This is a genomic window from Mesorhizobium sp. BR1-1-6, from assembly GCF_020165355.1.
GTDB lineage: Bacteria > Pseudomonadota > Alphaproteobacteria > Rhizobiales > Rhizobiaceae > Mesorhizobium.
Genome location: NZ_JAIUHZ010000004.1, coordinates 409,544 through 429,954, shown reverse-complemented (window position 1 = coordinate 429,954; position 20,411 = coordinate 409,544). Strand labels below are relative to the sequence as shown.

Here is a 20,411-nt window from a genome sequence, read left to right as displayed (position 1 = left end):
TGACTGGAGGTCAGAAAATGAACATCAAGAGCCTTCTTCTCGGCTCCGCTGCGGCCCTGATCGCAGTTTCCGGTGCGCGCGCCGCCGACGCCGTCGTCGTCGCCGAGCCGGAGCCCGCTGAATACGTCAAGATTTGCGACGTCTACGGCGCTGGCTACTTCTACATCCCCGGCACCGAGACCTGCCTGCGCGTCGGCGGCTATGTCCGTTACGACATCGGCGTGGGCGACACCGGCTCGTTCGACGGTGCGAAGGCTGCCGATCACCAGGATGGCGACGACCACAACACCTACTACAAGAACACGCGCTTCACGCTGAAGACCTGGACCGGCCAGGAAACCGAGCTCGGCACGTTGAAAACCTATACCGAGACCCGCTTCAACTTCGGCGACGACAATGCCTTCGACGAGCCGATCAACGCCGCCCACAACCGGGACGTCTCGCTGAACTTCGCCTGGATCCAGCTCGGTGGCCTGCGCGTCGGTAAGGACGAATCGGCCTTCGATACGTTCGTCGGCTACGCCGGCAACGTCATCCAGGATACGCTGGTTCCTTATGGTGACTTCGACACCAACGTCGTCCAGTACTACTTCGATGCCGGCAACGGCTTCTCGGCCGTGGTCTCGCTCGAAGAAGGCACCGGTACCGACACGATCGACAGCTATGTTCCGCATGTCGTCGGCGGCGTGAAGTACACGCAGGGCTGGGGCGCCATCACCGGCGTCGTCGCTTATGACAGCAATTACGAGGAAGTTGCCGGCAAGGTTCGCTTGGACGTCAATGTCAGCGACGCACTGTCGCTGTTCATCATGGGCGGCTACGGCACCGATGACAACCTCAACGACGATGCCGGCAATTTTGTCGAAGCCCATGGTCGCGGCTTCTACAAGGCGTGGGGCGGCAACTGGGCAGTCTGGGGCGGCGGCACCTACAAGTTCAACGAGAAGACCTCGTTCAACCTTCAGGTGTCTGCTGACGACTGGAAGAACGTCGGCGTTGCGGCGAACGTTGCTTATGACGTCGTTCCCGGCTTCACCGTCACGGCCGAAGTCGACTACCTCCATGCCGGCCGGTTTGACGATGCTGGCTTCGTCAACCCATCGTTTACGCCTGCCGATAAGAAGAACAGCGTCGGCGGTATGCTCCGCTTCCAGCGCTCGTTCTAACAGCTATCGCTTCGAATATCGAAACCCGGCGGGCAACCGCCGGGTTTTTCATTGGGGGTTTCGACTGCGCGATTCCGCAGCGGACGATGATTGCTCTGGGATGCATCAGGTGTTTGGATCAGGCGGGCGGCAACGATTGCTCATTGCGCGCAACTTGCACCCGCCTACTGACCGCGCTAGCAAGAAGCCCCTTCCCTCACGCGAGCTTTTGCCATGCGTCTGCGCCCTCCCCTTATGCCGCTCGTTGCAGCGCTTCCGTCGACCGTGCCGTTTGTCGGCCCCGAAGCGCAGGAGCGCGACCGCGGGCGTGCATTCCGCGCCCGCATCGGCGCCAATGAGAGCAGCTTCGGGCCGTCGCCGCGCGTCATCGCCCGGATGGCCGAGATCGCGCGCGACATGTGGATGTATTGCGATCCCGACAATCACGACCTGAAAGTGGCCGCGGCAGCGCATCATAATCTGAAGGTCGAGAACGTCGTGGTCGGCGAAGGCATCGATGGCCTGCTTGGCCTGGTGGCGCGCATGTATGTGGCGCCTGGCGATGCGGTGGTCACCTCGCTCGGCGCCTATCCCACCTTCAACTTCCACATTGCCGGTGTCGGCGGACGGCTTGTCACGGTGCCCTATGCGAACGACCACGAGGATTTGGAAGGGCTGCTGGCTGCGGCCGCCAGAGAGAAAGCGCCGCTGGTCTATCTGTCCAATCCGGACAACCCCATGGGGAGCTGGTGGGAAGCGGCCGAGCTGACGCGCTTCATCGAAGCGCTGCCGGAAACCACCATGCTCGTGCTCGATGAAGCCTATGGAGAATTGGGGCCGGCCTCCGCACTGCCGCCCATCGACGTCTCGCGGCCGAACGTCATCCGCATGCGCACCTTTTCGAAAGCTTACGGGCTTGCCGGCATACGCTGCGGCTATGCGGTCGCCGAGGCCCAGGTGATCAGCGATTTCGAGAAGATCCGCAACCACTACGGCGTCAGCCGCATGGCGCAGGTGGCGGGCGTCGAGGCGCTCGCCGACCAGGATTATCTGGATTCAGTGGTGGCGCGGGTGGCGGCAGGGCGCCGGCGCATCGCGCAGATAGCCGAACAGAACGGGCTGACGCCGCTGCCGTCGGCGACCAATTTCGTTACCATCGATTGCGGCCGCGACGGCGCTTTCGCGCTGAAGATCCTGCAAGGCCTGTTGGCGCGCGACGTCTTCATCCGCAAGCCGATGGCGCCGGGGCTCGATCGTTGCATCCGCGTCAGCGTCGGACTGGACCACGAGCTCGACATTTTTGCCGAGGAACTGCCCGGCGCACTGGCCGCCGCCCGTGGAAACTGAAAGAGCGTTGCCATAGCGGCGACACTTGCCGGCCCGTTAGAGATCGAGCTCCCAGTTCTGGCCGGTGAGTTCCTTGCCGAAACTGTGATGGCGCTCCTGTGAGACCAGTCTGAACCCGGCGCGCTCATAAATCGCGCGGGCGGCGACCAGAATGTCATTCGTCCACAGAACGAGCTTGATGTAGCCGCAGGCGCGCGCCTGGTTCACGCATTCCGCAACCAGGCGCTTGCCGATGCCCAACCCGCGCGCCGCAGCCTCGACATGCAGCAGCCGCAGTTTCGCGACCTCGTCGTCCTGGTGAACCAGAAACACCGCGCCAAGCGGGAGGCCGGCGCGTTCGGCGATCCAGCAGAAATCGCGCCCTGGCTTGAAATTGCGGATGAAGTCGGCTCCGATTTCGGCAACCAAGGCTTCGAACTCGATGCTCCAGCCATATTCCTCGGCATAGAGCTGGGCCTGACGCTGAACCACCCAGCCAATGTCGCCGACGCGATGCGGACGCAACGTCACGACGGGGGGCGCCGCCTGGCCTTCAGCCGCCGGATCGCCCAGCAGCTCCGCTGCCTTGCGCAAGGCGTCGCCGAGTTCGGCCAAGCGGTGGTCGGGCAGGTTCTCGATAAGCCGGGAAGTGTCGCGGTCCGCCGCGGCCTGCAGACCGGCAAGGGCGTCCCGCCCCCTTGCCGTCAGCGACAGGATACGCCTTCGCCGGTCGACCGGATCGGTCCGGGTCTCGGTCAGGCCTTCGCCGGCGAATTTTCGCAGGATCCGCGTCAGATAGGCCGCGTCGAGACGCAGTTGCCTGGCGATGTCGGAGGCGGCCGGGCCGACATCGATGTCGAATGTCTCCGAAAGGAAGCCTCGCTCGCCGGCGATTTCCGCCGCCGCCGGGCGATCCCGATGACCAAGCTCGAACAGGACGCGCGCCTCGGTGAGCGTGAACGGGCTCTGCGTCAAGGTCTCGTCGAGAAGGCCGACAGTGCGGGTGTAGAAACGGTTGAAGTGCCTGATATCGGCCACCAAAGCACTGCGTTGGTCCAGCATCTGCGTTCAGCCCTTGGGTGATGATAGCCACAGTGTTAGAAATTTAGTGGACTGAGTCAATTAAATTCGAGTTCGACTCGGGCCCCCTCCATCCTCGTTCGACCGGCCTGTTGCATTCCCCGTCGCCTGCGCCAGATTCCAGCAGACGAGCCTCGGGAGAGACGCAATGGCTGACGATCGCAAGGCAGTGCGTGTGCGGGCCCACGGCAAGGTGCAAGGCGTCGGCTACAGGATCTGGGTCCGAAGCCAGGCCGCCAGCCTTGGGCTTGCGGGCTGGGTGCGCAATGAAGCGGATGGCTCGGTGACCGCTGAGATTGCCGGCACAGGCGAAGCCGTCTCGACCATGATCGGCCGGCTTTGGAAAGGACCGCCGGGAGCGTCCGTTTCCGGGGTTGACGTCGAGGATGCGGTATCCAGCAATCCTGTTACCGGCTTCCGGATCGATGCCTGATGCGGCTTCGGCATACCTCTTGAATTAATTGAACGTTCGTTTTATTAATTCGCAACAAGGGAGGCTCTTTTGGCGCGCACGACAGGATCCGATGGCGGGAAGACCGAGGCGGCAGCCCGCGAGGCGGCGGTCAACCTGATCGCGCGGCTCGGCTATGAGGCGATGTCGATGCGCCAGCTGGCATCCGAAGTAGGCGTGCAGGCAGCCGCGCTCTATCGCTATTTCCCGACCAAGGAGGATTTGCTGTTCACGCTGATGCGCGAGCATATGGAGGAGCTGATCGCAGCCTGGAACGCCGCACGGCCCGCCGATGCCGATCCGGCAAGCCGGCTTTCGGCCTATGTCGAGAACCACATCGCCTTCCACATCGCCCGCCGCCATGCGACGCATGTTTCGAACATGGAACTGCGCAGCCTGTCGCCCGAAAGACTGACCCAGATACTGCGGATGCGCACGGCCTATGAGAAGGAACTGCGCGCCATTCTGCGTGACGGCGCCGAGGCAGGCGTGTTCAGCGTCGAAGACACCGGCCTCACCGCCATGGCGCTGATCCAGATGATGACCGGCGTCATCGTCTGGTTCCGGCCGGGCGAGCGGCTGTCGATCGCAGAAGTCACAGCGACATATCTTTCGATGACGATGCGGCTCGTCGGGGCGACGATCGACACCTACAGCGCCGCACGTCCGTTTGGACGCGCAAACGACGCTGTAGGATTTTAATTTTGCGCGTGATCCTTTCCGAAAATCCAAGTCGATTTTCGGGGGTCCTGCGGCAGGAGGAACCGGATGTATACGAACACGCTCAGCTTCGGGCATGACGAGGATATCGAGGCGTTGCGCCACCTGGTGCGGCGCTTCGCCCAGGACAGGATCGCGCCGATCGCGGCGGAAATCGACCGCTCGAACGAATTCCCGGCGCATCTGTGGGCGGAACTCGGCAATCTCGGCCTGCTTGGCATCACCGCCGATCCGGAGTTCGGCGGCAGCGGCATGGGCTATCTCGCCCACGTGATCGCCGTTGAGGAGATATCAAGGGCCTCGGCCTCGGTCGGCCTGTCCTACGGCGCCCACTCCAATCTCTGCGTCAACCAGATCAACCGCTGGGCAACGCCGGCGCAGAAGGAGAAATTCCTGCCGCCGCTTTGCTCGGGCGAGCGCGTCGGCGCGCTGGCGATGTCGGAAGCCGGCGCCGGCTCCGACGTGGTTTCGCTCAAGCTGCGCGCTGAAAAGCGCAACGACCGGTACGTGCTCAACGGCACCAAGATGTGGATCACCAACGGCCCGGACGCCGAGACGCTGGTGGTCTATGCCAAGACCGATCCGGAGCGTCATGCGCGCGGCATCACCGCCTTCATCGTCGAAAAGGCCTTTGCCGGATTTTCGGTTGCGCAAAAGCTCGACAAACTCGGGATGCGCGGCTCCAACACCGGCGAACTGGTTTTCGACAATGTGGAGGTGCCGTTCGAGAACGTGCTGCACGAGGAAGGGCGTGGCGTCGAGGTTCTGATGTCCGGTCTCGATTATGAGCGCACGGTGCTGGCCGGTGGCCCGATCGGCTTGATGGCCGCCTGTCTCGACGTCGCGGTCCCATACGTGCATGAGCGCAAGCAGTTCGGCCAGGCGATCGGGGAATTCCAGCTGGTGCAAGGCAAGCTCGCCGACATGTACACGACGATGACCGCCGCGCGCGCCTATGTCTACGCGGTCGCCGCCGCCTGCGACCGCGGCCAGACCAGTCGCAAGGACGCCGCAGGCTGCGTTCTGTTTGCCGCCGAAAAAGCAACGCAGATGACGCTTGACGCACTCCAGCTTCTGGGTGGCAACGGATACATCAACGACTATCCGACCGGCCGGCTGCTACGCGACGCCAAGCTCTACGAAATCGGTGCCGGCACCAGCGAAATCCGGCGATGGCTGATCGGCCGCGAGATCATGGCGGAGGGGGTATAGCATGGCCGTCCTCCGGACCCAGATCTCCCCTTCCTCCGATACCTTCCACACCAATGCCGAACGCATGCGGGCGCTGGTCGGCGATATCGCCGAAAAGGCCGCGAGCGTCGAGCGCGGTGGCTCGGAAGAGGCGCGCGAGCGACACGTCGCGCGCGGCAAGCTGCTGCCGCGCGAGCGGCTGGCGCAATTGCTCGACACCGGGTCGCCCTTTCTCGAGATCGGCCAGTTCGCCGCATGGTCGATGTATGGCGAGGACATTCCCTCCGCCGGCATCATCGCCGGTATCGGGCGCGTCGAAGGCACGGAAGTGATGGTCGTCGTCAATGACGCCACGGTGAAGGGCGGCACCTATTACCCGCTGACGGTGAAGAAGCATCTGCGCGCGCAGGAGATCGCGCTGCAGAACAATCTGCCTTGCGTCTACCTGGTCGACAGCGGCGGCGCCAACCTGCCCAACCAGGACGAGGTGTTTCCCGACCGCGAGCATTTCGGGCGCATATTCTACAACCAGGCCAACATGTCCGCCTCAGGCATCCCGCAGATCGCCTGCGTCATGGGTTCGTGCACGGCGGGCGGCGCCTATGTGCCGGCAATGTCGGACGAGACGATCATGGTGCGCAACCAGGCGACCATCTTCCTCGGCGGTCCCCCGCTGGTGAAGGCCGCCACCGGCGAGGACGTCAGCGCCGAGGATCTCGGCGGCGCCGACGTCCATACACGGCTCTCCGGCGTCGCCGACCACTACGCGCTCGACGACGAGCATGCGCTGGCCATCTGCCGGCGCATCATAAAGAACCTCAATCGGAACAAGACCGTAAGCCTTGCCGTCCAGAAACCGATTCCGCCGCTTCATCCGGCAGATGAGATCTACGGCATCGTGCCGACGGATCTGCGCCAGCCCTATGACGTGCGCGAGGTGATCGCGCGCCTCGTCGACGGTTCGGAGTTCGACGAGTTCAAGCAGTATTACGGCACCACGCTCGTCACCGGCTTTGCCCATCTTCACGGCATGCCGGTCGGCATCATCGCCAACAATGGCGTGCTGTTTTCCGAAAGCGCGCTGAAGGGCGCGCATTTCATCGAGCTATGCTGCCAACGCAAGATTCCGCTGGTGTTCCTACAGAACATCACCGGTTTCATGGTGGGGCGCAAATATGAGGCAGGCGGCATCGCCAAGGACGGCGCCAAGCTGGTGATGGCAGTCGCCACCGCCCGCGTGCCCAAGGTCACCGTGATCATCGGCGGCTCGTTCGGCGCCGGCAATTACGGCATGTGCGGGCGCGCCTATTCGCCCCGCTTCCTGTGGATGTGGCCGAACGCCCGCATTTCGGTGATGGGCGGCGAGCAGGCGGCGACGGTGCTGGCCATGGTCAAGCGCGAGGGCATCGAGCGCAAGGGCGGCGAATGGAGCGCCGAGGAAGAAGCGAAGTTCAGGAAGCCGATCCTGATGAAATACGAGCATGAAGGCCACCCGCTTTATTCCTCCGCAAGGCTATGGGACGACGGCATCATCGATCCGGCCAGGACGCGCGAGGTCCTGGCGCTCAGCCTCTCGGCGGCGCTCAACGCGGAGAGCGAGGAAACGCGCTTCGGCGTGTTCAGGATGTGAGATGGGCGAGGTGCAAGGCAGGATCCGCATTCACTTCGGCGACATCACCAAGCTGGATGTCGACGTCATCGTCAACGCGGCCAATTCCTCGCTGCTCGGCGGCGGCGGGGTCGACGGCGCCATTCACCGGGCGGCGGGGCCGGACCTCCTCGCCGAATGCCGCACGCTCAACGGCTGCAAGACCGGGGATGCGAAGCTGACCAGGGGCTATCGGCTGCCGGCCCGCTACGTCATCCATACGGTCGGTCCGATCTGGCAGGGCGGCGGCAAGGGCGAGGCGGAGTTGCTCGCCTCCTGCTATCGGCGTTCGCTCGAAATCGCCGCCGAGAAGGAATGCCGCTCGGTCGCCTTTCCGGCGATCTCGACGGGCATCTACCGCTATCCGAGGGATGAGGCGGCAGCAATTGCAGTCGGCGCCGTAAATAGCTTCTTGAGCCGAAATACGACGCCGCAGACCGTCATCTTCTGCTGCTTCGACGAACAAATGGCCGAACTATACCGTGAGGCCGTTGCTTCCTCGAGGCGAACGCAGTCTACGGAGGTTTCATGTTCACAAAGATCCTGATCGCCAACCGAGGCGAGATCGCATGCCGGGTGATCCGCACGGCGCGCAGGATGGGGGTGCGCACGGTTGCCGTCTATTCCGATGCCGATGCGAAATCCCTGCATGTCGAGATGGCCGACGAGGCGGTACATATCGGTGCTTCGCCTGTCAGCGACAGCTATCTGCGCGGCGACAAGATCGTCGCGGCCGCCTTGGCGACAGGCTCGCAAGCCGTTCATCCCGGCTATGGCTTCCTGTCGGAAAATCCTGATTTCGTCGACCAGGTGGCGGCCGCGGGGCTCACCTTCATCGGCCCGTCGGCGGCCTCTATCCGCGCCATGGGGCTGAAGGATGCCGCCAAACGGCTGATGGAAAAGGCCGGCGTGCCCGTCGTGCCGGGCTACCATGGCGAGGCGCAGGAGATCGTGATCCTGGCCTCCAAGGCACGCGAAATCGGCTACCCCGTGCTGATCAAGGCGCGGGCCGGCGGCGGCGGCAAGGGAATGCGCCGGGTCGAGCACCCCGATGAGTTCTCCGAAGCGCTGTCCAGCGCACGACGCGAGGCGAAATCCGCTTTTGGCGACGACCGTGTACTGGTGGAAAAATATATCGACAAACCGCGCCACATCGAGGTGCAGGTTTTCGGCGACAATTTCGGCAATGCCGTCCATCTGTTCGAACGCGACTGCTCGGCGCAGCGACGCCATCAGAAGGTTATCGAGGAAGCCCCCGCCCCCGGCATGACCGAGGCGTTACGCAAGGCGATGACCGAGGCGGCGGTGAAGGCCGCCAAGGCGATCAGCTACTGCGGTGCCGGCACCATCGAATTCATCGTCGATGCCTCGCAAGGCCTGACGCCTGACCGCTTCTGGTTCATGGAGATGAACACGAGGTTGCAGGTCGAGCACCCGGTCACCGAGATGGTCACCGGCACTGATCTGGTAGAATGGCAGTTGCGGGTCGCATCCGGCGAGAAGCTGCCGAAAACGCAAGGCGAGATAAAGCTAGCCGGCCACGCCTTCGAGGCGCGCCTCTATGCCGAGGATGCCGCAAGGGAGTTTCTGCCTGCGACCGGCACGCTGCATCATCTGAAATTTCCCGACATGGTTCCCCAAGGGGCCGCCATGCGTGTCGAAACCGGGGTGCGGGCCGGCGACGCCATTTCTCCCTATTATGATCCGATGATCGCCAAGCTGGTGGTGCATGGCGGGGACAGGCCGGCTGCGCTGGAGGCACTCGGCGCGGCGCTTGCGCGAACCGAAGTCGCCGGTTCGATCGTCAATACCGCCTTCCTCGCCGCGCTGGTGACCGATCCGGACTTTTCGGCGGGCGACGTCGATACCGGCCTGATAGGCCGCCACCAGCAGGCGCTGACCGAGATTGCGCCGCCGAGCGGCGAAACGGTCGCGGCCGCGGCCATAGCGGCCTCCGGGGCGGGCGCGCTGCCGGCATCGGACGATCCATGGTCGTCGCTTGCCGGCTACACGCATTTCCATGGCATGGCACGACAGATCCGGCTGAAGTTTGGCGAGGACGATATTCTGGCAAGGGTTTCGGTACGACCAGACCGGCGTTCCCAGGTGACGCTCCATGCACCCTATGACAGCGCCAATTCGCATGACCTTCGCGCCGTTCCTCGCCTCGCCCGCTGGCCAGGCCACATCACGATATTCGAAGGCGCGGCCGGCTATACGTTCGCGGTGCCGGACCCGTTGGCCAGAGGCGATGATGCGGCGGCGGCGTCAGGCAGTTTGCGCGCGCCGATGCCGGGACTGGTCAAGCTTGTGCGGGCGACAAAGGGCGATACGGTGATGAAGGGGCAACCGCTGCTTATTCTCGAGGCGATGAAGATGGAGCACACCATCGCCGCGCCCCATGATGGCGTGATCGCCGAGATCGCCACCGAGGGCGCGCAGGTTACCGACGGCACTGTGCTGGTGCGGTTCGAGGATATGCAAGGCTGACAGCCTCGCTGCCGGACGCCAAGCGTCCCTGTCCTGCCGGACAGAGAGAGGCGCCGTAGAATGTCGACCGCCGTTATATGTCCATGGCAAGACACACAGGCAGAAATGAAATGGCCGGGACGAGCCCGGCCATTTCATCGATATAGGCAGCGATTACGGCTGGATCGGCGCATACTTGCCGTCGTGCCACTGGTTGATGTCGTAGCTGGCGTTCTTGAGGTCGCCCTTCTCGTCGAAGGTGACATTGCCGACAACCGTGCTGATTGGCTGCCCGTTCTTCAGCGCCTCGGCGACCTTGGCCGGATCATCGCTGCCGGCACGCTTGATGCCTTCCGCAAAGGCCTGGATCGTGGCGTAGGAGAATAGCGTGAAGCCTTCCGGCACGAAACCGCCGGCTTTGATCTTCTCGACGGCTGCCTTGGCTTCCGGCTTTGCCTGAGGATCCGACGGGAAGACGAACATGGTCCCTTCGCCGGCCGGGCCGGCAACCTGCCAGAATTCCGGCGAGGCTATCGAATCCGGCATGATCAGCTGGAACTTGATGCCCTGTTCCGCCGACTGGCGCAGGATCAGGCCAGCCTCCGGGTGGTAACCGCCGAAATAGACAACGTCGGCCTTGAGGTCCTTGAGCTTGGTGACGAGCGCCGAATAGTCCTTTTCGCCGGCATTGATGCCTTCATAGTCCACTTCCTTCAGGCCGCCGGCATTCATCGTGGCCTTGACCGCATCGGCAACGCCCTGACCGTAGGCACTCTTGTCATGCAGGATGACGACGTTCTTGCCGGCATACTTCTTCGCGATCCAGGGGCCGATGAAGGCACCCTGCGCATCGTCACGCGTATAGAGGCGCATGATCGTCGGCCAGCCGGCCTTCGCTGCGGCGTCGGTCAGCACCGGGTTCGAGGAGGCCGGGCTCATCATCAGGGCACCGGCTTCGGCATAGACGGCGGAAGCCGGAATGCTCGAACCCGAGCAAGCGTGGCCGTCGATGAACTTGACGCCATTGGCGACGATACGGTTGGCGACCGAAACCGCCTGCTTCGGGTCGCACTGGTCATCCTCGATATCGAGCTTGATCTGGCGACCGTCGACACCGCCGGCAGCATTGATCGCGTCGGCGGCAGCCTGCGCGCCCTGCTTGAACTGATCGCCAATGGTGGCGAGCTGTCCGGTCATCGGACCGACCACCGAAAAGGTGATGTCGTCGGCATAGGCGACCGGCGCGCTCATCATCAGGCCGAAAATGGCCGCGTTCAAAATACTTAATTTTTTCATTGCGGTATGACTCCTCCACTCACGCGCGGCCGCCCCGGCCACGCTTCTTCCAGAGAGGCCGGACAATTTCATCCTTCGTGTGGCCTGTCTAGGCGCATTGGCGGCGCTCGATTAGGCCTGCGGAGCATCTCTGGAGCAAAAAGGCAAAAGCCGCGCCGGCCTTGTTCCGGCCGGTCGCGGCTTTGCCTGTCGAGCTGTTTCTCAAGCGCCCCCGCACTCGAACCCAACTCGCCTTCCCTGTCTTCCTGCTGGCCCTGATCTTTCCGAAACCGGATCATGGCCGCCGCGCCGCTGGCCCTGTCGGGCGTGCCGCGTTCTTGGTTTTGTCACGTGGCCGTCTTACCGCGGCCTTGTCCTTGCCTGGCGGACCAGAAGGCCGCCCTGCCTTATCTCTAAATTCAGTGCATCGTCATCCATTCGCGGGCTTCGCGCAGCGCCTTGGCGATCTCGACCTTCGACATCGCAGCCGACAGTTCCGAACGCAATTCCGCAGCGCGGGCCGAACCCTTGATCGCGGCGATGTTGAACCATTTGTGGGCGGCGACGACATCGGTCTCGCAATCGCGGCCCGTCGCATACATCATCCCCAGTTCGAAAAGAATGTCGGCCTGGGCAGTTGCCCCCATGGCGCCGAAGCCTGCTTCAAGCATTTCAAAACGTGCCATTTTTCAATCCTCTCTTCCGGCCCTGTCTGGCTCCCGAGAGCTGCCTCCGTTTGTCTGCCCGGGCTGCTCTTTCGATGCTTTCGAGAATGCCGCTCAGGCTTGAATCCGTCGTTAAATGGCGTGCTTAATTTGAGGAAAACAAAGCTAAAACAATAGGTAAACGTGGAAATTCGTTAAGGATACAAAGCCAGCGATTCAGCCGGATAGCGCCAAATTTGACGACAATTTTCGCGGGCGGAATCAACACTCTGCTAACCACGCGAAACAAACGCCGCGCATGCATGCATTCATTTCCCTGCCGACATTGCTTCCGTCGGCGCATCTGAATTGCCAAAGCTTCCGCTGCGGCACCGCTTTTGTTTTGCAGGGAGCTGGATTAGCTTACGTTTGCGTAAGCGGCAGACCGGCGAGGCGTAGCCTCCTGCCGGTATCCAAGGGAGGAAAGATGTTTCGAAAAGCAAGCCTGGCCCTGGCGGCCACTTTGATCCTGACCGGTCTGGCCTGGGCCGATCCGATCGAGGGAAACTGGAAGACGCAGGCCGGCGATACCGCGGCCATCGGGGGCTCGGGTTCATTTTCCATCACGCTGAAGTCTGGCAAATATGCCGGCAAGACCATCGGTTCGCTCAAGGCGTCCGGCGACAACAAATACACCGGCAACATAACCGACCCGGCAAACGACAAGACCTACTCCGGCAAGGCGACACTATCGGGCACCTCGCTGAAAATGAGCGGTTGCGTGCTCGGCGGGCTGATCTGCAAGAGCCAGACCTGGCACAAGCTCTGATCGACCCCATCCTTGCGACATGAAAACGGGGCCGGCAGGCCCCGTTTTCGTTTCATGATCCTGGCATGCTGTGCCGGCAGCCATGCTCCTTATGGCCAGCGCCGCCTCAAAATCCATCAACCGATTTGAACGGCAGATGAACGTCGGCATCAGAGCCGGTTCAGTCGTGCCCGGGCATTCTCCTGCGTATTGAAGGAGACACGACCAATGCTCGCCCGCCGCTTCACCATCGTCTGCCTGCTGGTGAGCCTGTTTGGAATGTTCTTCGCCATCCTCGTCGCCGAAGCGGGCCGTCCGGCCCGTTCCTGGAACGAGGCCAGTTCCAGAACCTGCCGCCTCGCCTGCCCGACCACCCTTCGCCCCTGAGACAGAAACCAAAGACCTGACCAAACCAAGACCTCGAAAGAAAAGCAAAGACCATGAACCGCATCGCCGCCAACCTCTTCAAAACCGTTCGGCTTCTGCCGCGGGCGGCGCTCATCCTGGCGTTTCTTGCCGCGCCGGTCCTGGCCGTACCGATGATGCGTGCCGATGCCGGTTCCACGATCGACGCGCCAGCACTGAAGAAGTCGGGCGTCGGTTTCGTGCTGCTGGTCAGCCTGCAGCGCGGATAAATTGCGCCTTCGATCGGGATACCCCTCCCAACCGCCTTTCCAAATCTCTATATTGAGCCATGGAAAAGCGAATCTATCCCCAAGCCATCGAATCTGTCGTCATGCCCGAGCCTTTTGGCCGGCAAAGCTTCGACACCGCAGAAAAGGCCGTCGCGGCGTTGCAAGCCCTTTATGACCGCAACACCAAGTTCCTGCGCGACTCCTTCGCGGCGCTTGCCGCCGGCGGCGACAGCAGCAAGCGCTACCGCGCCTTCTACCCGGAGATCGGCGTCACGACCAACTCGTTCACCCAGATCGATTCGCGCCAAGCCTATGGCCACATGCCGACGCCGGGGCATTTTTCCACCACCATCACCCAGCCGAGCCTGTTCGAAAGCTATCTGGTCGAGCAATTGCGTCTGATCATGCGCAACCACGGGGTCGCGGTCACGGTCTCGGAATCGACAACGCCGATCCCGCTGCATTTCGCCTTTCTCGAAGGCACCCATGTCGACGGAACCGCGGCCGAGCGTATCCAGCGGCCTATCCGAGACCTGTTCGACGTGCCAGATCTCGACGGTACAGACGACCAGATCGCCAACGGCACGTTCGAAGTGGCGTTCGGAGAACCAAGGCCGCTGGCGCCCTTCACCGCGCAGCGGATCGACTATTCGCTCCACCGCCTGTCGCACTATACCGCGACCACGCCGCAGCATTTCCAGAATTTCGTGCTGTTCACCAACTATCAGTTCTATATCGACGAGTTCGTGGCGCGCGCCCGTGACCTGATGGAGGATGGCGGCGGCGGATATGCCGAATTCATCGAACCGGGCAACGTGGTCACCAAAGCCGGGCAGAGCGCCCCGAGCGAAGGGGTGGCGCCGCAGCGCCTGCCGCAGATGCCGGCCTACCACTTGAAAAAGCCGAACCATGGCGGGATCACCATGGTCAATATCGGTGTCGGACCCTCCAACGCCAAGACGATCACCGATCATATCGCTGTGCTAAGGCCTCATGCTTGGGTGATGCTCGGCCACTGCGCGGGCCTGCGCAATACGCAGGCGCTGGGCGATTATGTGCTGGCGCATGCCTATGTGCGCGAGGATCACGTGCTGGACGACGACCTGCCAGTCTGGGTGCCGATCCCGCCGCTGGCCGAAATCCAGGTGGCATTGCAGGAAGCGGTGGCCGAAGTCACCGGCCTGTCGGGGTACGATCTCAAGCGCATCATGCGCACCGGCACTGTCGCCACCATTGACAACCGCAACTGGGAACTGCGCGACCAGCGCGGACCGGTGCAGCGGCTTTCGCAGTCGAGGGCGATCGCACTTGACATGGAATCGGCAACGATCGCGGCCAATGGCTTCCGCTTCCGCGTGCCTTACGGCACGCTCTTGTGTGTCTCCGACAAGCCGCTGCATGGCGAACTGAAGCTGCCCGGCATGGCGACCGAATTCTACAAGCGGCAGGTGGCGCAGCACCTCACCATCGGCATCAGGGCGATGGAAAAGCTTTCGGAAATGCCGATGGAGCGGCTGCATTCGCGCAAGCTCAGAAGTTTTTCGGAAACGGCCTTCCAGTAGCCGATCTGCGCGCCGCCAGAGCCATTCGCCGTCTTGCCGGCGATTCGCCATCTTGCCGGCAATTCGCTATCTTGATTGAGCCGCATTTTTGCCGATAACCGGGCGGGGACCATCGCAGGCAACTCATGCAGATCTGATCCGATGAAACGCAGTCGAGACATGGCGGCTTCACTGGTATTCATCGTGATGATGACGCTCTCGGTCGCGCTGGTGGCCGGCTTCTTAGGCGCGTTGCACCCGGCGCTCGATTCCTTTTCGCATTTCCGCATTCACCTCGCCGTGCTGATGGCGCTTTGCGCGCTGCCGCTGCTGGCGACATCGTTTCGCCTGCAAGCGGCCGCGGCCCTGGTTTTTGCCGTGGCCGCTCTTGCCACCGCTTCGACCGCCTTGCCCCGGCCGTGGCCGGTTCAGGCGGTCGCCAAACCCACCGACCAGGTAGTCTACAGCCTGCTGCAGATGAATCTGCGCTACGACAACCCGACGCCGAAAAAAGTGCTGTCACTGATCGGCCGGACCAATCCCGACGTCATCACCCTGGACGAGGTGTCGGCGATGTGGGCGACGGAGCTTGGCTACATCGCCAGCGCCTATCCATACCGGATCCTCTGTCCCTATCCCAACGGCGTATTCGGCGTCGCGCTGCTCTCGCGGCGGCCCTTTCTCGCCGGCACCGCGCCACATTGCGAGCGCCGGGGCGCAATGGCCGTTGCGACCATCGATTTCGGCGGCAGGAGCGCCGACGTCGCCGCCATCCATCTCAGCTGGCCGTGGCCGCGGGAACAGTATTGGCAGATCGGCGAACTCTCGGAGCAGCTTTCATCGCTCGGCCAAACCGCCATCATGGCCGGCGATTGCAACGCGGTGCCATGGAGCGCCGCGGTGCGGCGCGTCGCCGCTCTCGGCGGACTGACGGTCATGCCGTCGGCCGGGTCGACCTGGATTCACCGGAAGCTGCCCGACTTCCTGCGCCGCTATGCAGGCCTCCCGATCGACCAGGCGTTCAGCAAGGGCGGCGTGACCATTCTGTCGTCAACGCGACTGGAAGATACCGGCTCCGACCATCTTCCCGTACTCGTGGAGTTCTCGCTTCGCCCCGACGACAGGCTGCCCCATGACGAGCATGAGAGCGCGCTCGCGGCGAGCGACCTTGAAAACAATCCGCGCGGTTGATGCTTCGGCATTCTCAGGGTTTGGTCAACGCTTCGACAAGGTGCTCGACAGGCCCGCCGCCGCGATGCTCGCGCGCATCGAAAGCGTTCTGCCTGGCTTCGTATTCGACATAGATGGCCTTGATCCGGCGCCGCGCCTCGAGATGCGTGCCGGTGCAGAACCAGTTGTCCGGGCGCCGCAGGCCGGCAAGCGCGGCCTCGGTGGCCCGCATCATACGCCTCGCGATACCGCCATGCGTCTGCTCGTGCTTGCGAACGCCGATCATGAAACGGTCCCAACGTTCGCGCAGGACAGGGCTTGCCGACGAGAGCCGCGGGAAAGTGTAGGTCAGGTTGAGCGTCCCGTTGGCCTGCCGCAGATGGCAGGCACCATCCTTCCGGACAATATCGAGATCCCAATGCACGGCGTAACCGGTTTCGGCGATGGCGCGCGTCATATAGCCGTGCTTGGGTCCCAGCCGGTCCATCGCCTCGACAAGGGCGGCTCCGGTATTTCCAGCGACATCGTAGGTGCGGATGTGAACGGTGAGCTTTGTGCCCGCCGACGCGGCTGATGCGCAAAGCAGCATGAAGACCATGGCGAGCATCGTGGGGCTGGTCAGGCGCATGTCCGCCTCCTTTGTCGGAGCCGAGCAGACCACACTCGGCGGAAGGCTTCAACGGGCTTGATCGAGGCAGGCGGTCGACGGCGACAGACAAGTCCGCCGCTGCTCGCATGTTCTTCGTGACGGCTTGGCCCGGCACGGCTCACATGTTCTGATAGACCGGGCCTTCGCCACCTTGCGGCGGCACCCAGTCGATATTCTGGTTCGGATCCTTGATGTCGCAGGTCTTGCAGTGGACGCAGTTCTGCGCGTTGATGACGAAGCGCACGTCCTTGGCCGCCGGATCGGCAGCGGCATTGCCGTCCTTGTCGACCCATTCGTAGACGCCTGCAGGGCAGTAGCGCGTCGAAGGTCCGGCAAAGACGTCATGCTCGGAACGCTTCTGCAGCTCCATGTCCGCCACCAGCAGATGCACCGGCTCGTTTTCCTCGTGGTTGGTGTTGGACAGGAACACCGAGGACAAGCGGTCGAAGGTCAGCACGCCATCGGCCTTGGGATAGTTTATTTTCTTGTGCTTCGCGGCGGGCTCTAGCGTGGCGTAGTCGGCCTTGCCATGCTTCAGCGTGCCGAAGGGCGAGAAGCCGAACAAAGTGTTCAGCCACATGTCCAGGCCGCCGATGGCGACGCCGGCGATGGTGCCGAAGCGCGACCACAGCGGCTTGACGTTGCGCACCTTCTTCAGATCCTTGCCGATGTCTGTCGCCCGCCACGCGGCTTCGTAAGCGGAGAGCTCGTCATTGGCGCGGCCGGCGGCGATTGCCTCGGCGACATGCTCGGCCGCCAGCATTCCCGACAACACGGCATTGTGCGAGCCCTTGATGCGCGGGACGTTTACGAGCCCGGCGGCGCAGCCCATCAACGCGCCACCCGGGAAGCACAGTTTCGGCACCGACTGCCAACCGCCTTCGGTAATCGCGCGCGCGCCATAGCCCAACCGCCTGGCGCCCTCGAAAGTACCGCTGATCGCCGGGTGGGTCTTGAAGCGCTGGAACTCCTCGAACGGCGACAGCCAGGGGTTCTTGTAATTGAGGTGGACGACGAAGCCCACCGCCACCTGATTGTCGTCCAGATGATAGAGGAAAGAGCCGCCGCCGGTCTTGAGATCGAGCGGCCAGCCGAAGGAGTGCTGGACGAGACCCGGCCTGTGCTTCTCCGGCTTGACCTGCCACAGTTCCTTGAGGCCGATGCCGTATTTGCCCGGCTCGCGGCCCTCGGAAAGCCTGAACCTGGCGATCAACTGCTTGGCGAGCGAGCCGCGCGCGCCCTCTCCGATCAGCACATATTTGCCCATCAGCGCCATGCCCGGCGCGAAACCCGGGCCGTGTGTGCCATCCTTTTCGACGCCCATGTCGCCGGTGACAACACCGGTGACGGCGCCTTCCTCGTTATAGAGCAGGCCGGCCGCGGCGAACCCCGGATAGATTTCCACGCCGAGCGCCTCGGCCTTGGCGGCCAGCCAGCGGCAGACATTGCCAAGCGAGACGATGTAGTTGCCGTGATTGTTCATCAGAGGCGGCATCATCATGTTGGGCAGGCGGAAAGAGCCGGCGGGGCCAAGCACCAGGAAATGGTCCGCCGTGACCGGCGTTTTGAATGGATGGTCTTGTTCGTCGCGCCAGCCCGGCAGCAACCGGTCGATGCCGATTGGATCGACGACGGCTCCTGACAAGATGTGGGCGCCAACCTCACCGCCCTTTTCCAGCACGACCACGGAAAGCTCGGGATTGACTTGCTTCAGGCGGATGGCGGCGGCGAGGCCGGCCGGGCCCGCACCGACGATCACCACGTCGAATTCCATGCTTTCGCGTTCGATATCGCTCATCAACCCCTCCGCACTGGCTTGTCGCTATTGCGCGTATCTTGCTGGCTCATGCGCTGCATAGCGCATCAAGTCGCGACAGGAAACCGGCGCGTCTGTGACAACGCGGATTTGGCCAAAAAGTCGCGCATCGTGCCGAAGGACACCCGTTTTGCGCCGGCCTGCCCGCAACGCGTACGTTTTTAATTGTTCGACGGCTTGCTTATCGGCCATACTTCGCACCATGCGCATTCCTGGGCCAGCCGGCTTCTCATCAACGCGCTTCCCATCGACGCCCGGCAGGGCCTGCCGGGCGTTCCTTTCGGCCCTCCCCCTGCTGGCGCCGGTCCATGCCTTTGCAGACGAGGTGAAGGTCTGGGCCACCGGTGCCTACTCCTTCTCCGACGAGCTTGGCGGGTTCGAAATCACCGGCGCTTCCGGCACCGGCACCAAGGACGATCCGCTCGTCATCACCGAAGAGCTGAATTCAGCGACGCCGGTGACGTTGACCATCCGTGCAACCAAGCCGATCCAGGCGTTCGGCAAGGCGGGCGAGTTCGCCAACGGCATCATGTATTTGCGCTTGGACGTGCTCAACAACAGCGGCCAGGCCTGGATCGAATTCCAGTTCGAGCTTCAGGAGGTCCTGAATCAGCCGAGCGTCTTCGGCGACGGGCTTTCGTTCGACCAGCGCAACAAGACGCCTGACAATATCTGGTCGAGCAATTTTGCCGATTTCGACCGCGATTTTGAACCGTATGACCGTCTGCTGTTCAAGAACGGCAAGGTCGACCCGCTAAAGACCGCCAGGTTCGAATTCCTGATCACCGACTATACGCCGCGCTGGACCTTTTATCTGGTGCAGGACCCGCGCATACCGACGGGTTAGGTTGCGGTGAGCGTATGACGCTGCCACAGACAGGCCGTCATTGCCCGGTTGTGCCAATGTCCCCAATCACCAACTTGCAATATGCGACCAGTCGAACGATGGTGGCGCCATGACTGCCGCTTCCCCAAACAGCCGACCTGATATCGCCGAGCTGCTCGCCTTCTATGCCAGCGCGGGCGTCGACGAGGCGTTGGAGGACGCGCCGGTGAACCGCTTCGCGGAAGCCGCGCCCAAGCCGGCGGAGCGGATGCCGGCTGCCGCGCCGAGCGATAGCAGAGCACCGGAGCGGCCCGCCCAACCGCGTCTCGATGCGAGCGCCGTGCCTAACGCTCCGCCGGCGCGCCCGCCCATTTCGGCGGTACCCGACGAGGCGCAGGCGGCGCTGGCGCGTGAATTGGCCTCGGCTGCCTCGACGCTGGACGAGCTTCGCCAGCACATGTCGACTTTTGACGGCTGCAACCTGAAGTTCACCGCCAAGAACCTGGTCTTTGCCGACGGCAACCCGGATGCATCGGTGATGCTGGTCGGCGAGGCGCCCGGCCGTGACGAGGATATAGAAGGCCTGCCCTTCGTCGGCCGCTCCGGCCGGCTGCTCGACCGCATGTTGGCCGCGATCGGGCTAGACCGGACATCCGTCTACATCGCCAATGTCATCCCCTGGCGGCCGCCGGGAAACCGCACGCCGACGCCGCACGAAACCGAGATCTGCCGGCCGTTCATCGAAAGGCAGATCGAACTGGTCAAGCCGAAGGTGCTGGTCAATCTCGGCGGGCCCTCGGCCAAAACCCTTCTGAATACGAGCGAAGGCATCTTGCGGCTGCGCGGCAACTGGCGCGCCCACACGACAGCGTCCGGCGTCGTTATTCCGGCGATGCCGACGCTGCACCCGGCCTATCTACTGAGGACGCCGGCGCACAAGAAGCTGGCTTGGCGGGATTTTCTCGAGGTGAAGGCGAAGCTAAGAGCGCTCACCTCTCCATGACCTCGCGGGTAATT

Annotated in this window: 20 protein-coding genes; 15 read left to right on the top strand and 5 right to left on the bottom strand. The window is 63.0% G+C overall.

Features of this window, described 5'->3' with window-relative positions:
- Positions 1-17 precede the first annotated feature (17 nt).
- Both LB545_RS12005 and LB545_RS12000 read left to right on the top strand, forming a co-directional pair.
- Positions 18-1,166, top strand: coding sequence for a porin (locus tag LB545_RS12005; RefSeq protein ID WP_140520696.1), 1,149 nt, complete (start codon positions 18-20; stop codon positions 1,164-1,166).
- Positions 1,167-1,379: 213 nt separating this feature from the next.
- Positions 1,380-2,492 carry a pyridoxal phosphate-dependent aminotransferase gene (locus LB545_RS12000; protein ID WP_224705074.1) on the top strand — a complete coding sequence of 371 codons (1,113 nt, stop codon included), beginning with the start codon at positions 1,380-1,382 and terminating at the stop codon, positions 2,490-2,492.
- A gap of 36 nt (positions 2,493-2,528) precedes the next feature.
- On the opposite strand, the gene LB545_RS11995 is transcribed toward LB545_RS12000, so the two are convergent.
- Positions 2,529-3,533 (bottom strand): bifunctional helix-turn-helix transcriptional regulator/GNAT family N-acetyltransferase, encoded by a 1,005-nt coding sequence (locus LB545_RS11995; protein ID WP_140520698.1) that lies wholly within the window; start codon positions 3,531-3,533, stop codon positions 2,529-2,531.
- Positions 3,534-3,699: 166 nt separating this feature from the next.
- Between LB545_RS11995 and LB545_RS11990 the strand changes: the two genes are divergently transcribed.
- From LB545_RS11990 to LB545_RS11965, 6 genes are all read left to right on the top strand, one after another.
- The gene (locus LB545_RS11990; RefSeq protein ID WP_140494632.1) at positions 3,700-3,984 is read left to right on the top strand and encodes an acylphosphatase; all 285 of its coding nucleotides are present in this window, start codon (positions 3,700-3,702) and stop codon (positions 3,982-3,984) included.
- Between the two features lie 69 nt (positions 3,985-4,053).
- Positions 4,054-4,704, top strand: coding sequence for a TetR/AcrR family transcriptional regulator (locus tag LB545_RS11985; RefSeq protein WP_224705072.1), 651 nt, complete (start codon positions 4,054-4,056; stop codon positions 4,702-4,704).
- Positions 4,705-4,770: 66 nt separating this feature from the next.
- Positions 4,771-5,934, top strand: a complete 1,164-nt coding sequence (locus tag LB545_RS11980) for an isovaleryl-CoA dehydrogenase (protein WP_224705070.1) — start codon at positions 4,771-4,773, stop codon at positions 5,932-5,934.
- Position 5,935: 1 nt separating this feature from the next.
- The gene (locus LB545_RS11975; protein WP_224705068.1) at positions 5,936-7,543 is read left to right on the top strand and encodes a carboxyl transferase domain-containing protein; all 1,608 of its coding nucleotides are present in this window, start codon (positions 5,936-5,938) and stop codon (positions 7,541-7,543) included.
- Position 7,544: 1 nt separating this feature from the next.
- Positions 7,545-8,108: an O-acetyl-ADP-ribose deacetylase gene (locus LB545_RS11970; protein WP_140520702.1), complete on the top strand. Its 564-nt coding sequence runs from the start codon at positions 7,545-7,547 to the stop codon at positions 8,106-8,108.
- Positions 8,090-10,051: an acetyl/propionyl/methylcrotonyl-CoA carboxylase subunit alpha gene (locus LB545_RS11965; protein ID WP_140520703.1), complete on the top strand. Its 1,962-nt coding sequence runs from the start codon at positions 8,090-8,092 to the stop codon at positions 10,049-10,051. Before LB545_RS11970 ends, LB545_RS11965 begins: the two co-directional genes overlap by 19 nt.
- A gap of 153 nt (positions 10,052-10,204) precedes the next feature.
- Here the strand turns inward: LB545_RS11965 and LB545_RS11960 are convergent, their stop codons facing one another.
- Complete coding sequence (locus tag LB545_RS11960; RefSeq protein ID WP_140494645.1) at positions 10,205-11,326, bottom strand: branched-chain amino acid ABC transporter substrate-binding protein; 1,122 nt, start codon at positions 11,324-11,326, stop codon at positions 10,205-10,207.
- A gap of 398 nt (positions 11,327-11,724) precedes the next feature.
- Positions 11,725-11,991, bottom strand: a complete 267-nt coding sequence (locus tag LB545_RS11955) for a sel1 repeat family protein (RefSeq protein WP_010915070.1) — start codon at positions 11,989-11,991, stop codon at positions 11,725-11,727.
- Positions 11,992-12,436: 445 nt separating this feature from the next.
- On the opposite strand from LB545_RS11955, the gene LB545_RS11950 reads away from it, so the two are divergent.
- The 5 genes from LB545_RS11950 to LB545_RS11930 all read left to right on the top strand — a co-directional run bounded on the left by LB545_RS11950 (position 12,437) and on the right by LB545_RS11930 (position 16,124).
- Positions 12,437-12,778: a DUF2147 domain-containing protein gene (locus LB545_RS11950; protein ID WP_140494647.1), complete on the top strand. Its 342-nt coding sequence runs from the start codon at positions 12,437-12,439 to the stop codon at positions 12,776-12,778.
- 207 nt (positions 12,779-12,985) lie between these two features.
- Positions 12,986-13,144, top strand: coding sequence for a hypothetical protein (locus LB545_RS11945; RefSeq protein WP_224705067.1), 159 nt, complete (start codon positions 12,986-12,988; stop codon positions 13,142-13,144).
- A 53-nt stretch (positions 13,145-13,197) separates the two neighbouring features.
- On the top strand, positions 13,198-13,392 hold the full coding sequence (locus LB545_RS11940) for a hypothetical protein (RefSeq protein ID WP_140494649.1): 195 nt from the start codon (positions 13,198-13,200) through the stop codon (positions 13,390-13,392).
- Positions 13,393-13,493: 101 nt separating this feature from the next.
- The gene (locus LB545_RS11935; protein ID WP_224519193.1) at positions 13,494-14,954 is read left to right on the top strand and encodes an AMP nucleosidase; all 1,461 of its coding nucleotides are present in this window, start codon (positions 13,494-13,496) and stop codon (positions 14,952-14,954) included.
- 159 nt (positions 14,955-15,113) lie between these two features.
- On the top strand, positions 15,114-16,124 hold the full coding sequence (locus LB545_RS11930) for an endonuclease/exonuclease/phosphatase family protein (protein WP_224680932.1): 1,011 nt from the start codon (positions 15,114-15,116) through the stop codon (positions 16,122-16,124).
- Positions 16,125-16,137: 13 nt separating this feature from the next.
- Here LB545_RS11930 and LB545_RS11925 read toward each other — a convergent pair whose 3' ends face one another.
- Positions 16,138-16,731 carry a DUF922 domain-containing protein gene (locus LB545_RS11925; protein WP_140580869.1) on the bottom strand — a complete coding sequence of 198 codons (594 nt, stop codon included), beginning with the start codon at positions 16,729-16,731 and terminating at the stop codon, positions 16,138-16,140.
- 139 nt (positions 16,732-16,870) lie between these two features.
- Positions 16,871-18,550 (bottom strand): electron transfer flavoprotein-ubiquinone oxidoreductase, encoded by a 1,680-nt coding sequence (locus LB545_RS11920; RefSeq protein ID WP_140517983.1) that lies wholly within the window; start codon positions 18,548-18,550, stop codon positions 16,871-16,873.
- Positions 18,551-18,770: 220 nt separating this feature from the next.
- On the opposite strand from LB545_RS11920, the gene LB545_RS11915 reads away from it, so the two are divergent.
- Together LB545_RS11915 and LB545_RS11910 are read left to right on the top strand one after the other, a co-directional pair.
- The gene (locus LB545_RS11915) at positions 18,771-19,415 is read left to right on the top strand and encodes a hypothetical protein (protein ID WP_140517982.1); all 645 of its coding nucleotides are present in this window, start codon (positions 18,771-18,773) and stop codon (positions 19,413-19,415) included.
- Between the two features lie 109 nt (positions 19,416-19,524).
- Positions 19,525-20,397, top strand: a complete 873-nt coding sequence (locus LB545_RS11910; protein ID WP_140520708.1) for a uracil-DNA glycosylase family protein — start codon at positions 19,525-19,527, stop codon at positions 20,395-20,397.
- Positions 20,398-20,411 lie beyond the last annotated feature (14 nt).